This window comes from Plantactinospora sp. BB1, from assembly GCF_003030385.1.
GTDB lineage: Bacteria > Actinomycetota > Actinomycetes > Mycobacteriales > Micromonosporaceae > Plantactinospora.
Genome location: NZ_CP028159.1, coordinates 3614237 through 3627323, shown reverse-complemented (window position 1 = coordinate 3627323; position 13087 = coordinate 3614237). Strand labels below are relative to the sequence as shown.

The window sequence follows — 13087 nt, the reverse complement described above, 5'->3', positions numbered from 1 at the left end:
GGGCGTGTTCGCGGCGACCGGGGATACGCCCGCCTTCCTTTCGTCATGGCAGAGAACGAGGTCCTGATGACCAGATCCACCACAATCACCGCTACCGAGATCGTACTGCCGGGCCCGGTCGAGCCCGACGGCCTGCAAGCCAGGGTCCGTGAGCTTCCACCTCCCGGCGAGGGCCAGGTCGTGCTGCGGATGGAGGCGACCGGCGTGTCGTTCGCCGAGCAGCAGATGCGTCTCGGCGGGTACTACGACCAGCCACCGTTCCCCTTCGTGCCCGGCTACGACGTGGTGGGCACCGTGATCGCCACCGGTGCCGGTGTGGACCCGGCGTTACAGGGTCGCCGGTACGCCGCGGTGACCAAGATCGGCGGATGGGCAAGCCATCTGCACCTGGCGGCCGGGGACCTGGTGCCCGTACCGGACGGGCTCGACCCCACCGCCGCGGAGACCGTACTCGTGAACGGTGTCACCGCCTGGCAGATGCTGCACCGCTGCGCGAGGGTCCCCGCAGGCGGGACGGTCGTGGTGCTGGGCGCCAACGGTGGCGTGGGCAACACCCTGGTGCAGCTGGCCCGGCACGCCGGGATCAACGTGATCGGCACCGCGTCCGCCCGCCACCACGACGCGGTGCGTCAGCTGGGGGCGGTCCCGGTCGACTACCGCGACCCGGACATGTACCCGAAGATCCGCGAGCTCGCCCCCGGCGGCGTGGACTCGGTCTTTGACCACGTCGGCGGCACCGGCCTGGAGCAGTCCTGGCGGCTGCTGCGCAAGGGCGGAACCCTGGTCAACTACGGCTCCGCGACGAGGAAGAACGAGCAGGGCAACGCGTTACTGCCGATGCTGACACTGTTCGGGCGCCTGTACGCCTGGAACTACCTGCCCAACGGCAAACGCGCCCTGTTCTACAACCTCTGGGCCGGCAAGCGCTCCCTCGCCACCTTCCGGGCCCGGATGCGCGAGGACCTCACGCAGGTGCTGCGACTTGTCGCCGACGGCGCACTGCAACCACAGATCGCCGCGCGGATTCCGCTCTGCCGGGCCGCCGACGCACTGACCCTCGCCGAGTCGCGCACCGTCCTGGGCAAGGTCGTCATCGTCGCGGAGGAGACCAAGTGACCACGTCGACTTCCCGGAGGAATCCCACCATGAATGCCCCCACCATGAATGCCCCCGCAGCGTCGGCACCGGTCGTCACCGTCCCGCCCGGGGAGGTCGACAGCCGCGCCGCGTACACCGTCTTCGCGCTGGCCTACGTGGTCGGCCATGGCTTGGCCGCGCTTTCCAAAGGCACCGAGCCGCTGCTCGACCTGCCGGGCTGGCTGCCCGCCACCCTGTTCGGTGCCGGCGTGGTGCCCGCGCTGACGCTGGCCGTGCGGGCGGGTGTCCGTGCGCAGAAGGGCGCCAGCGAATCCCGGCGGAACGCGGAGAAGCTCCTCGGCGCAGCGTGGTGTACCGGCTTCACCGCCCTGTTCCTGGCGATCACCGGGTTGGCCAGGGCGACCGGCATGTCGGAGCTACAGAACGTGCTCTGGCCCGCCGGCTCCGTACTCATCGTCGGGCTGATCTCCATCGCCGAAGGCACCGCACGCCGCAACGCCCTGCACTACACCCTCGGCTCCTGGCTCGCCACCGTCGCCGGTACCGCCCTGTTCTTTGCCCCGGCCGGCCTCTACGCCACCCTGGCCATCGCCGCCGGCGGCGGCTACGCCGTGGCCGCCGTCCTGGAACGCCGTCGCATCACCGCCCTCAGCGCCACGCACGCCAACCTGACCCAGCGCACCGCCGATCCCGTACCCACGTTGAACTGATCTGGAAATCGCCTCTCGCATCCGTTGCGGCGTGCGGGACCAACCTAGTCGGCTCGGTGACCCACCTGCCGATTCACCCCATCATCCGGGAGAAACCAGGAACATGACGGCCATACCACCCACGGTCGAATACGGGCACGCCGAGATCGTTCCGGTCTACTTCGACGATCTGGACGCCATGGGCATCGTGCACCACGCCCGGTACGCGTTCCTCTTCGACCGGGCGCTGGAAGGCTACTGGGGCCGGCGCGGCTACACCGTCGACCCCGGCGCGCTGGACGGGGACGCCTTCCAGGCCGTACGCGAGCTGACCCTGACCTACCGGCGGCCGATCAACCGCCCGGGTGCGGTGGCCGTGCACTTCTGGGTGGAGCACCTCGGCCGGACCAGCCTGCGGTACGGCTTACGGATCCTCTCCGTCGACGGGGCGACGGTCTACGCCGAGGGGTCACGGGCAGCGGTGCTGCTCGACCCCGCCACCATGCAGCCGGCGCCGTTCAGTGACGCGGGCCGAGAGGCGGTCACCCCGCTGCTCCGCCCGACGGCCGAGGCAGGGATCTCCGCCGGGGCATGAGGGATCCGTCTCAGGAAGCGATGAGAAGGGCATTTCGCGACGGCCGTCAGCAGCGTCAGCTTGCGCCTACCAAAACGAGTACGGCTGGGTCTGACAGCTGCGCGTCGGGCGCGTTCTGCACCGCCAGGCCCTGCTCGACATGATCGCCGTACGGAACTCGTCGATCGTCACGAGGTGGGCCGAGGTGCCTTGCCTGCGGCCGCGGTCGGTCGGAGACCTGATCCTCGACGTCCCCGGCGACCTGAGGCGTGAAGGCCGCCGTTGGCTGTCTTGCCTCGGTCCTCGACGTGGGGTGTCGATCCGGTCCCTCCCCGGGGTGGGCGATACGGCGTCGGCTCCTACTGCGGTAGGAGGCGTTCGGGCACCGTGGCCGGAGTCGACGATGTCGATGCTGACCTATATTTCTGGGATGCCCGTACTGCTGCGTGACCGCGACGAGTTCGTGATCGGGGCCGCCGTTCTCGGTACCGGCCTGGGGGTGCTCAACCTCGCCTACACGTCGGACTGGGGCTGGATCCTGGCGGTCCTGATGCTTCCGGCGCTGATCGTGCGGGCGTTCTGGCGGTCGATGCCGGGCTGGCTGCTGCTGTCCTGGGTGACGATCCCGACCGTCGTCGGCGACGCGGCGGTCGTCACCCAGAGCGCCTACCTCGTGGTCGTCACCGCACTGGCGGTCGTCGCGGCCAGCCGCCGGCGCCGGCTCGACACGGTCGTGATGGTTGTCTGCCTGCTGTCGCCGTTCCTGATCTGGCTGCTCGAGACCAACAACTGGCACCGCGGGATCGGCGCGTGGCTCTGGTTCGGCGGCTTGCTCATCGGATGGGGCTTCGGCCACGTCGTCGGCCGGCAATTCGCGCTGATCGACGAACTGGAACGTACCCGTACCAAGCTGGCCGAGACCGCGGTGGCCGAGGACCGCCAACGCATCGCCCGGGACCTGCACGACCTGGTGGGGCACAGCTTCAGTGTCGTCCTGCTCCACCTCTCCGGGGCACGAATGATCCTCACCTCCTCGCCGGGCGAGCTGGCGGAAGCCGCAGCGGCGCTGCGGCAGGCGGAGGACGTGGGTCGCAAGGGCATGGACGAACTGCGTCAGGCCCTGATGCTCATGCACCAGGGCTCCCACTCGCTCACGCCACTCGAACCCGGCGAACTCCAACATCTGGTGGACACGTACCGCGACGCCGGGATGCGCATCAACATCGACATCACCGGCGACATGGCAGGCGTATCAGCGGCGCCCCGCATCGTCCTACACGACGTACTCCGAGAAGCCCTCACCAACGTCGCCAAACACGCCCGCTCCCCGGAAGCGACGATCCGCATCGGCGTCGACCACGGCCGGGTCGACGTACGGGTCGAAAGCCCGCTCTGTTCGCGCCCCCCACGTGCGGACAGCGGCATGGGACTGGCCGGACTCGAACACCGGGTGGCCGCCATCGGCGGAACCTTCCACGCCCAGCCGGACGACAGACACTGGGTGGTCCAGGCACGCCTGCCCCGCCGCCTCGTCGGAGCATCCACGTGATCCGCGTACTCCTGGTCGACGACCAACCGATGGTCCGCGCCGGACTCGGCCTGATCCTGCGCACCCAACCCGACATCCAGGTCGTCGGAGAATGCGACGACGGCGCCGACGTCGCCCACACCCTCACCGAATGCTCCCCCGACATCATCTGCATGGACGTACGCATGCCCGGCATCGACGGCGTCGAGGCGACCCGCCGACTCCAGGCCGCCAACGGACCACCCGTCTGCATCCTCACCACCTTCGGCGACGAAGACGTGCTCTGGTCCGCGGTCGACGCCGGCGCGGCAGGATTCGAACTGAAGTCCGCCACCCCCGAGAACCTCATCGAAGCGGTCCGCACAGTCGCCTCCGGCGGCACCTGGATCGACGGCACCCTCCTCAAGCCGATCCTCGACTCCTACCGACAGTCGACACGCTCCACGACTAGCCACAGGACCAAGCTCGGCGCGCTCACCAATCGCGAAATCGACGTCCTTCGGCTAATGGCACGCGGATCGTCCAACCGGGAGATCGCCGAACACCTGCTCCTGGCGGAAACCACGGTGAAGACCCACGTCGGCTCCCTCTTCGCCAAACTCGGCGCCCGCGATCGAGCCGCGGCCATCGTCTTCGCCTACGACGCAGGACTCGTCAAACCACGGGGATGAGCGAGCGCCGGCGAAGCCACTGGGGCGGCCGGTCGACGTCCAGCCGTTGATGCCAGATTTGATCAAGGGAGAGTCCGAACAATGCTTAGACCGGGCAGCCTGCCATGAGGGTCTTGGTCACCGGGGCTACCGGTTTCCTCGCCGGACACTGCATCGAAGAGCTTCTGAAAAATGGATACGAGGTGCGCGGCACGGTTCGTGATCTGCATACCGCCGACGTCGCACACCTGCGTGCGGTCGCCGCAGCCACTGACGGAGTGTTGGAGTTCGTCGAGGCCGATCTGACCGTGGACACCGGCTGGATGCGGGCGGTCGACGGCTGCGATTTCGTGTGGCACGTCGCCTCGCCCTTCCCGTCCCGACTGCCTCGGGACGAGAACGAACTGATCGGGCCGGCGGTCGGCGGCACCCTGCGGCTGCTGCGCGCCGCTGAGCCGAGCACGGTGCGCAGGGTGGTGCTCACCTCGTCCCTCGCCGCGATCATCTACGGGCACGACGTCGCACGCACGTACACGGAGGCGAATTGGACCGAGGTGGGCCGGGCCGACCCCTACCCAAAGAGCAAGACCCTGGCGGAGAACGCCGCCTGGGACTTCGCCAAGCAGTCCCGGCTGGAGCTGGTCACGGTCAACCCGGGAACGATCATTGGCCCGCTGCTGCACGCCGAACGCCCCACGTCGCTGGAGTTGATCCGCAGGATGATGCGGGGTCAGCTTCCGCTCGTCCCGAGGATCGGCTGGGCGACCGTGGACGTGCGCGACCTGGCGCGTCTGCACCGTCTCGCGATGCAGACACCGGAGGCGGCCGGCAACCGGTACGTGGCCGCCGGCCCGCATCTGTGGGCGGGCGACATGGCGGCGGCGCTGGCCGAGCGGTATCGACCGCGTGGCTACCCGATCGGGACACTCTCGATGCCCTACTCACTCCTGTGGGTGCTCGGTCGCTTCGAGCCGGGCGCCCGCCTGGCAGTCAAATACTACGACCGGTGTGAGCGGGTCAGCGCCGCCAAGGCCCAGAAAGAACTGGGGTGGACGATGCGTCCACCCACGGAATCGGTCACGGACGCCGCGGAAAGCATGATCCAACACGGTCTGGTTCCCCGGCGATGATCGTCGCATCGACATGTCTCGGCTGACTGTGAGCATGGCGGGGTTGGTTCATCAGTGGTGAGCTGATAGTCGGTAGTAGTGGGCGTGACTCTTCGTCTGACTGGCCTTTGGTGCCTTCGCGTGGACTTGTCCGCCCGCTGCTGCCGGCGCCGGCCCGGCGGGAGATATTTGGCCTGATCAGGAGCTTGACCGCCAGTTAGCGGCTGGCGTGTCTCATCACAGTCCTGCCATCTCCGCACCGGACCGGACCCTTGCGTCCCCACGGGTGAGGAGAGAACGCATGTCCATGCTGACAGAACTGGTCGAGGTCGTCATCGGCGTCGACACCCACAAACACACCCACACCGCCGCGATCCTCGACGCCCGTACCGGCGCGGTGCTGGACCGGGTGACGGTCACCGCCGACCCGGACGGCTACGGCGACCTGCTGGGCGTGGCCGAGCGGCACTCAGGGCTGCGGGCCTGGGCGGTGGAGGGCACCGGCGGCTACGGCGCGGGTCTGCACCGGCATCTGGCCGGCGCCGGTGAGTTGGTCGTCGAGCTGGACCGGCCGAAGCGGCCCGCTCGCCGTGCTGGGGCGAAGTCCGATCCGATCGACGCCGAACGCGCCGCCCGTGATGCCCTGGCCCGGACCCGCCTGGCCCAGCCCAAAACCGGACCGCAGCGGGCGGCGTTGCAGATGCGGCTGACCGCTCGCCGCGCGGCGGTCGAGGCCGCCACCACCGCCCAGCGGCAACTACACGCGATGGTCATCACCGCGCCGGAGACGGTCCGTGCCCGGTTCCGCGGCCAGAGCACCCGGACGATGATCACCACCGCTGTCCGGCTGCGACCCGCAACGGCCAGCGGAAACATCGAGATCACCACCGCCCTGACAGTGTTGCGTGACCTCGCCCGACGCGTCCGCGCCCTGGAAACCGAAGCCGCCGCCCACGAAGCGGCGATCCGCGCCATCGTGCGGTCCTGGCGCCCGGACCTACTCACCCTGACCGGAGTCGGCCCGATCGTGGCCGCCACCGTCCTGACCGCCTGGTCCCACCCCGGCCGCTGCCGCGACGACGCCGCCTTCGCGATGCTCGCCGGCGTGGCCCCGATCCCCGCATCATCTGGCAAGACCGTCCGTTACCGACTCAACCGCTCCGGCGACCGACAACTCAACCGCGCCCTACACACCATCACCCTGTCCCGGCTGCCTACGACGAACGCACCCGCGCCTACGCCGACCGCCGCCGCACCCAGGGCAAAACCGACCGCGAGATCAAACGCTGCCTCAAGCGCTACATCACCCGAGAGCTCTACCGACGCCTCGAAACACCACCCTCAACCACTTGACGCACCATAGGAGCGTCCAGGCGTGGCCTGCGCCGCCTCGACGTCGCAGCGCCCGACTGATGGACCGCACCAGCTCACCGAGCCGGCCGAATATTCCTCCCGCTCGGCACGGCCCTCCTGCTTCCGCTGCCGAAGCGACCGCCCGTGCCCGCACCGTCGCCGCCCCCAGCCGCTTCACCAACGGCCTCACCGGCAACCTCATCGTCTCGGCGATGCGGAAACCGGCCCACGAACGCTCCAGCGCAGCCGACCGCGAAACGCCCGGCGCGGGAACGTTCTATCAGTCCTGCAACAGGAAGTCGGTGACGAAGCAGGTGATCTCACCGCGCCCCGTGCGGCCGACCCAGGTGCGGTACGTCCCGTCACCCTCACCGGAGGGGAACGCGACCAGTACGTTCTCGTCCCCCTCGTCACCGGAACAACCGTCCACCTCGGAGCGCGGAATGACGGTAGGCCCGTCGCGCATCCAGGCCAGATCCTCCAGGAGAGTGAGCTGCCAGTTGGGGTCAGGCTCCTCCGAAAGCTGCTGAAACGTCTGTTCGTCGGTGAAACATCCCGCACCGGCATTGACGTCATAGCCGACGACCTCGGCGTCGCTGTCCTCGAGGGAGCCTTCCGGCAACGCGCCCTCCCAGCTTGCCGCCGACTCGTCCCGGATAACAAGCCGTGCCGCAGCGATATGTCGGCCCTTCACCAGTAGATCCACCCGATAGCGTCCAGGCGGCACAGCCTGGACAAAAGGGGCTGGGTCGTCGTCGTACGCTAGCGGATCCGTAGCGACTATCCGACCGGTCGGCAACAAAAGCCACGTACGCTCGATCGAGTACGGTGCACCGTTGGTACCCTCGCCCACCGCGAACCGCTCGTCGTAATCGATCGGACCCTCCCGCACGGACCCATCTCCGCTCGACCGCCAACACCGCTGCCGTGCCCGGGGCCGCCTCGGCATGCCCGAACGCACGACAGACATCGTAGATCATGCATCTGCGGCGTCGGCCCCTTCAGCTCAAGGGCGCGCCATGACCTATATGTACGAGCACCTGCAAGACGAGCGGGTGTGGTCCGGCGGACCGCCCACCGACGCAGACGGAGCTGCGTTACCCGAAAACGGCTGTCAGCTTTCCGCGTCGCCGGACGCGAGGCCACGGTCGGCCGCGCTCATCGACGATTGTGCCAGCACAGTCCAAAGTTCCGCGAGCAGTGCCAGCTCCACACGGCGCACCGAAAGCGGTACGGGTGAAGCGGTTCGACCATCCACCCTCGGGTCTGTCTCGCTAACGGCACCTCTCTTGTCACGGCGTTGGTTGTAGAGAGGTCTCCGTGTCGTGGATCATGGTGCGGTAGACGATGTCGGCGAGGCGGCGTTTCAGGCAGCGCATGGCTTCTTTGTGGGTCTTGCCGGAGGCTCGTTTGCGCTGGTAATAGTCGCGGCCCGGGGTCGCGCGTTTGATCTGGGCCATGGCCATGACGTGCAGCGCGTAGTTCAGTTGCCGGTCGCCTGCACGGGACAGGCGGTGCCGTTGGACGTCACCGGATGACACTTCTATCGGCGCGACCTCGCTGTGGCGGGTCGCGGAGACTGTGTACGAGGCGGACATCGATGACGGGCGCTACGACGCGCCGGAGGCCGCCGGGCTGGACGTCGCCCTCCGTGGCCTGTCGATGATCTGCGACGACTGCCGCAGTTCAGCGATCTCCGCTGCGGGCCCGCAACGGACACGCGGCGTCTCCAGCGGCTTAACGGGTCCGGCACGGGTTTCCAGCTTTTTTACAGCTCAGGCCGATACTCTCGACAAGTTATGGATGATCTTCCTTCTCATAGTCCCTGGCCCCTCTCCGCCCTGGCCGTCCGAGTGTCGGCCGTCGCAGGAGAGGGGCTGACCGATGCATGAATGGGTCCTGTTGGGGATCGGGCTGATCCTCACCGTCGGGACCGGTCTGTTCGTGGCCTCCGAGTTCGCGTTGGTCAACCTCGACCGGGCGGATCTGGAAGCTCGCCGGGCCCGGGGAGAGAAGCGGCTGGGGCCGACGATCGCGGCGTTGAGGATCACCTCGACGCACCTGTCGAGCGCCCAGCTCGGTATCTCACTGACCACGCTGCTCACCGGTTACACCTTCGAACCGGCAGTCAGCGCGCTGCTCGCCGGCCCGCTCGGCGCGGCCGGGCTGCCGCAGCGGGTGGTGCCGGGGGTGGGTGCGGTTGTCGGGATCGGGCTGGCGACGCTGTTCTCGATGGTGATCGGCGAGTTGGTGCCGAAGAACTTCGCCCTGGCAGTGCCGCTGCGCACGGCGAAGGTCGTGGTGCCATTCCAGTCCCTGTTCACCACGGTGTTCAAACCGCTGATCCTGCTGTTCAACAACACGGCCAACGCCGTCATCCGGGCCTTCGGGATCGAACCGAAGGAAGAGCTGTCCGGTGCGCGCAGTGCCGAGGAACTCAGTTCGCTGCTGCGGCACTCGGCGCGGGCCGGCGTCCTCGACCCGGACCACGCCACGCTGCTGGACCGCACTCTGCGGTTTTCGGGCCGGGATGCCTCCGACGTGATGACTCCCCGGGTACGTATGGCGTCGGTCGACTCCACCACCACGGCCACCGAGATCCTCGAGCGGGCGATCGCCACCGGCCTGTCCCGATTCCCGGTCGTCGGCCGCGGCGTCGACGACATCGTCGGCGTCCTGCACGTCAAGCACGCCTTCGCCGTCCCGCTGGGCCGGCGCTCCGAGGTGCGGGCGGACGATCTCATGGTCGAGCCGTTGCGCGTCCCGGAGACCATGGGCCTGGACAGACTGCTGCCGGCCCTGCGCAGCGAGGGACTGCAGTTCGCGGTCGTCTACGACGAGCACGGCGGCACCGCGGGCGTCGTCACCCTCGAGGACCTGGTCGAGGAGATCGTTGGTGATCTCGAGGACGAGCACGACCGGGCGCGGACGGTGCTGGTGCGCCGGGGCGGGTCTGTCGTCTTCGACGCCTCGCTGCGGCCGGACGAGCTCCACGAGCGGGCCAGGATCGTGATTCCCGAGGATGACGACTACGACACGATCGGTGGGTTCGTCACCGCGCGTCTCGAGCGGATCCCCAGGGTCGGCGACGAAATCGCCGTGGAAGGCGGTCGGCTGCGCGTCGAGCATCTCAACGGCGTACAGGTCGACCGGCTGCGGTTCATCCCTGCCGATGCCGGCGGCGGCCCCGGCACCGACCGGACGGCGGATGTCCGTGCCGAGGAGGTGGCCCGGTGAGCGAGTACCTGCCCGGCATCATCTGGCTCGGCGTCCTGCTGGTCGTCAACGCCTTCTTCGTCGGTGCGGAGTTCGCGGTCATCTCCGCCCGCCGGTCCCAGATCGAACCCCGTGCCCGGGCCGGCAGCCGTGCGGCCCGGACCACCTTGTGGGCGATGGAGCACGCCACCCTGATGCTGGCCACCAGCCAGCTCGGCATCACCGTCTGCTCGCTGCTGATCCTGAACGTCTCCGAGCCGGCGATCCACCACCTGCTGGAGATCCCGCTCGCGCACACCCCGCTGTCGCCGGACTCGGTCACCGTGATCGCATTCGCCGTCGCGCTGGCGCTGGTGACGTTCCTGCACGTGGTGTTCGGCGAGATGGTGCCGAAGAACATCTCGTTCTCCGTGCCGACCGCCGCGGCCCTGGTCCTCGCCCCACCCCTGGTCTTCGTGGCCCGGGTGTTCAAGCCGGTCATCTGGAGCTTGAACGGGATCGCGAACGGTGTCCTGCGGCTGTTCCGGGTCACGCCCAAGGACGAGGCCACCAGCACCTACACCCTCGACGAGGTCGCGACCATCGTGGCGCAGTCAACCCGCGAAGGCGTACTCGTCGACGGATCGGGAACCCTGACCGCCGCCGTCGAGTTCACCACGAAGACCGTCGGCGACGTGGAGGTCCCCCTCGACGACCTCGTCGTCCTACCGGCGACGGTCACACCGGCGCAGATCCAGGCGGCGGTCGCCGCGCACGGCTACTCCCGCTACCTCGTCACCGACAACGGCGAGCCGAGCGGATACCTGCACATCAAGGACGTCATGGATCTGACCGGCGTCGCCTACACCACCACGGTGCCCGCCAAGCGGATCCGCCGGCTCGCCGCGGTACGCCACGGCGGTGAACTCGAGGACGCCCTGGCCACGATGCGGCGCGGCGGCGCCCACATCGCGCGGGTCCTCGATGACGGAGGACGCACGACCGGTGTGATCTTCCTCGAGGACATCGTCGAGGAGTTGGTCGGCGAGGTCCAGGACGCGACCACACGCTGACCGGGGGGGGCGCCCACCGCAGCGGGCGCTCCTCCACGAATCTGCTGTGACAAGGGTCACTTCGGGTACGAAAGGCTCGGATGAGCGGGGAGAGACATCTCGTCTTCACGCCCATTCGTGCCGCCACCTCAAACTTCTCGGTATCACCCGAACGCGGATGAATCGCATTCACGCGGTAGCTTTGCGTAGTTGTTGCGGGACGTTCAGGAGTCTCTCAGGATCCGTTGCTAACGTCCCGGAACGGCCTGAGATCCAATGTGGACGCCGGTGATCATGGCCCCGCTACGGACGGACGAGACGGTCGGACAACAGCTACGTGTCGCCAGGGAGAAGTACGTGGTCTTCAAGAAGATGCTGGGTGCTTTCGGCGTCGGCGCGCCCGGCGTCGACACCGTCCTGTCCAACCCGAACACCCGACCGGGCCTGACGCTGCCCGGGCAGGTGAACCTGACCGGCGGCAGCCACGACGTCGAGATCGACCACATCACGGTCGGCCTGGTCACCCGGATCGAGGTCGACGGCGCCGAGGAGGACTACGACGCTTACGTCGAGTTCCACTCCGCGAGCGTGTCCGGCGGGCTGCACCTGCGGGAAGGGCAGCAGCTGTCGCTGCCGTTCCAGATCGCCATGCCGTGGGAGACCCCGGTCACCGACCTGTACGGGCAGCGCCTGCACGGCATGACGATGGGCCTGCGCACCGAGGTGTCGATCCGCGGCACGGCCGACAAGGGCGACCTCGACCCGGTGCACGTGTACCCGCTGCCGGTCCAGGAGCGAATCCTGGAGGCGTTCGGCACCCTCGGATTCCAGTTCAAGGGCGCCGACCTGGAACGCGGCCACATCCACGGCCTGCACCAGAGCCTGCCGTTCTACCAGGAGATCGAGTTCTACGCCGCCCCCCAGTACAACCATGGCGTCAACGCGGTCGAACTGACCTTCGTCACCGACCCGCACGGCGTGCACGTCATCCTGGAGTTCGACAAGCGCGCCGGCCTGTTCACCGGCGGCCACGACTCCTACGGCCGCTACCGCATCGACCACACCGACGCCGACCGCACCGACTGGACCCGCGTCATCGACGGCTGGCTTCGCGAGGCGCTCGACCAGCACCACGCCTACCGCGGCAGCCTCGGTGGGCACGCCGCCCCCGGCGGCTACCCGCCCTCCGGCTACGGGCACGACCACGGCTACGGCGGCCACGGCTACGGCCACCACGGCGGCGGGCACGGCCACCACGAAGAACACCACGACCGAGGTTCCGGCATGGGCGGAGTACTCGCCGGCGCCGCGGGCGGCGCCGCGCTCGGGTTCGGTGCCGGCATGGTCGCCGACGAGGTCTTCGACTTCGGCGGCGATGAGGAAGAAGAGGCCGAGGAGTAATCACTTCCGCCAGCAGGGCGGCACCCCGGGCCGCGCCGGACCGGCGTACCTCCGAATCGACGACAAACCCACAGCCCCGCCACTCCCCCGCGACCCCCGCTTGCAGGACTGAAACCCTCCGCCCCGACCCCGGGACGGACGACACCCCCGAGGAAAGAGGAACGATGCCGGTAACCGCCGACCTGACCAAACTCGTCGACAAGGCCTACCAGGACAAGAACCTCGACGAACTCGTCGACGCCCCGGTCGCCGCCCTCGCCGGCGTCAGCGACAACGACGCCAAACTACTCAAGGACGCCTTCCAGATCACCACCATCGGCGACCTCGGCAACAACCCCTACTTTCGCACCGCCCAAGCCATCGTCGCCCTCGCCGGCACGACCAAGTAAACCCAGCCAAGCCGGACCTGACCGGGCCGGGGCCGCCAGGGATGCCCGG

The 13087-nt window shown here is 68.5% G+C and carries 13 protein-coding genes; 11 read left to right on the top strand and 2 right to left on the bottom strand.

Features of this window, described 5'->3' with window-relative positions:
• Positions 1-66 precede the first annotated feature (66 nt).
• The 7 genes from C6W10_RS15875 (at position 67) to C6W10_RS15845 (ending at position 7011) form a co-directional block, all read left to right on the top strand.
• Positions 67-1116, top strand: coding sequence for a medium chain dehydrogenase/reductase family protein (locus C6W10_RS15875; RefSeq protein WP_107263978.1), 1050 nt, complete (start codon positions 67-69; stop codon positions 1114-1116).
• A 29-nt stretch (positions 1117-1145) separates the two neighbouring features.
• Positions 1146-1808: an ABC transporter permease gene (locus tag C6W10_RS15870; RefSeq protein ID WP_107258747.1), complete on the top strand. Its 663-nt coding sequence runs from the start codon at positions 1146-1148 to the stop codon at positions 1806-1808.
• A 103-nt stretch (positions 1809-1911) separates the two neighbouring features.
• The gene (locus C6W10_RS15865) at positions 1912-2382 is read left to right on the top strand and encodes a thioesterase family protein (protein ID WP_107258746.1); all 471 of its coding nucleotides are present in this window, start codon (positions 1912-1914) and stop codon (positions 2380-2382) included.
• 409 nt (positions 2383-2791) lie between these two features.
• On the top strand, positions 2792-3910 hold the full coding sequence (locus tag C6W10_RS15860; protein ID WP_159104599.1) for a sensor histidine kinase: 1119 nt from the start codon (positions 2792-2794) through the stop codon (positions 3908-3910).
• Positions 3907-4560, top strand: a complete 654-nt coding sequence (locus C6W10_RS15855) for a response regulator (RefSeq protein WP_107258744.1) — start codon at positions 3907-3909, stop codon at positions 4558-4560. The genes C6W10_RS15860 and C6W10_RS15855 overlap by 4 nt, the downstream gene beginning before the upstream one ends.
• 104 nt (positions 4561-4664) lie before the next feature.
• Positions 4665-5669, top strand: coding sequence for an aldehyde reductase (locus C6W10_RS15850; protein ID WP_107258743.1), 1005 nt, complete (start codon positions 4665-4667; stop codon positions 5667-5669).
• Between the two features lie 280 nt (positions 5670-5949).
• Positions 5950-7011 carry an IS110 family transposase gene (locus C6W10_RS15845; RefSeq protein ID WP_199853940.1) on the top strand — a complete coding sequence of 354 codons (1062 nt, stop codon included), beginning with the start codon at positions 5950-5952 and terminating at the stop codon, positions 7009-7011.
• Positions 7012-7281: 270 nt separating this feature from the next.
• Here C6W10_RS15845 and C6W10_RS15840 read toward each other — a convergent pair whose 3' ends face one another.
• Together C6W10_RS15840 and C6W10_RS15835 are read right to left on the bottom strand one after the other, a co-directional pair.
• A complete protein-coding gene (locus tag C6W10_RS15840) occupies positions 7282-7950 on the bottom strand; it encodes a DUF4241 domain-containing protein (protein WP_234361909.1) in 669 nt (222 codons plus the stop codon).
• Positions 7951-8293: 343 nt separating this feature from the next.
• Complete coding sequence (locus tag C6W10_RS15835) at positions 8294-8599, bottom strand: transposase (RefSeq protein ID WP_234361771.1); 306 nt, start codon at positions 8597-8599, stop codon at positions 8294-8296.
• Between the two features lie 304 nt (positions 8600-8903).
• Here C6W10_RS15835 and C6W10_RS15825 point away from each other — a divergent pair, with 304 nt between their 5' ends.
• From C6W10_RS15825 to C6W10_RS15810, 4 genes are all read left to right on the top strand, one after another.
• Positions 8904-10238 (top strand): hemolysin family protein, encoded by a 1335-nt coding sequence (locus C6W10_RS15825; RefSeq protein ID WP_199853939.1) that lies wholly within the window; start codon positions 8904-8906, stop codon positions 10236-10238.
• Positions 10235-11269, top strand: a complete 1035-nt coding sequence (locus C6W10_RS15820) for a hemolysin family protein (RefSeq protein WP_107258740.1) — start codon at positions 10235-10237, stop codon at positions 11267-11269. Before C6W10_RS15825 ends, C6W10_RS15820 begins: the two co-directional genes overlap by 4 nt.
• 336 nt (positions 11270-11605) lie before the next feature.
• On the top strand, positions 11606-12649 hold the full coding sequence (locus tag C6W10_RS15815) for a sporulation protein (protein WP_107263977.1): 1044 nt from the start codon (positions 11606-11608) through the stop codon (positions 12647-12649).
• A gap of 164 nt (positions 12650-12813) precedes the next feature.
• Positions 12814-13038, top strand: a complete 225-nt coding sequence (locus tag C6W10_RS15810; RefSeq protein ID WP_107258739.1) for a hypothetical protein — start codon at positions 12814-12816, stop codon at positions 13036-13038.
• Positions 13039-13087 lie beyond the last annotated feature (49 nt).

Excerpts from the sequence above, each read along its gene's own strand:
- C6W10_RS15875 (WP_107263978.1), top strand. The coding sequence starts at position 67 with ATGACCAGATCCACCACAATCACCGCTACCGAGATCGTACTGCCGGGC.
- C6W10_RS15870 (WP_107258747.1), top strand. The coding sequence starts at position 1,146 with ATGAATGCCCCCACCATGAATGCCCCCGCAGCGTCGGCACCGGTCGTC.
- C6W10_RS15865 (WP_107258746.1), top strand. The coding sequence starts at position 1,912 with ATGACGGCCATACCACCCACGGTCGAATACGGGCACGCCGAGATCGTT.
- C6W10_RS15860 (WP_159104599.1), top strand. The coding sequence starts at position 2,792 with ATGCCCGTACTGCTGCGTGACCGCGACGAGTTCGTGATCGGGGCCGCC.
- C6W10_RS15850 (WP_107258743.1), top strand. The coding sequence starts at position 4,665 with ATGAGGGTCTTGGTCACCGGGGCTACCGGTTTCCTCGCCGGACACTGC.
- C6W10_RS15845 (WP_199853940.1), top strand. The coding sequence starts at position 5,950 with ATGTCCATGCTGACAGAACTGGTCGAGGTCGTCATCGGCGTCGACACC.
- C6W10_RS15840 (WP_234361909.1), bottom strand. The coding sequence starts at position 7,950 with ATGCCGAGGCGGCCCCGGGCACGGCAGCGGTGTTGGCGGTCGAGCGGA.
- C6W10_RS15835 (WP_234361771.1), bottom strand. The coding sequence starts at position 8,599 with ATGTCCGCCTCGTACACAGTCTCCGCGACCCGCCACAGCGAGGTCGCG.
- C6W10_RS15810 (WP_107258739.1), top strand. The coding sequence starts at position 12,814 with ATGCCGGTAACCGCCGACCTGACCAAACTCGTCGACAAGGCCTACCAG.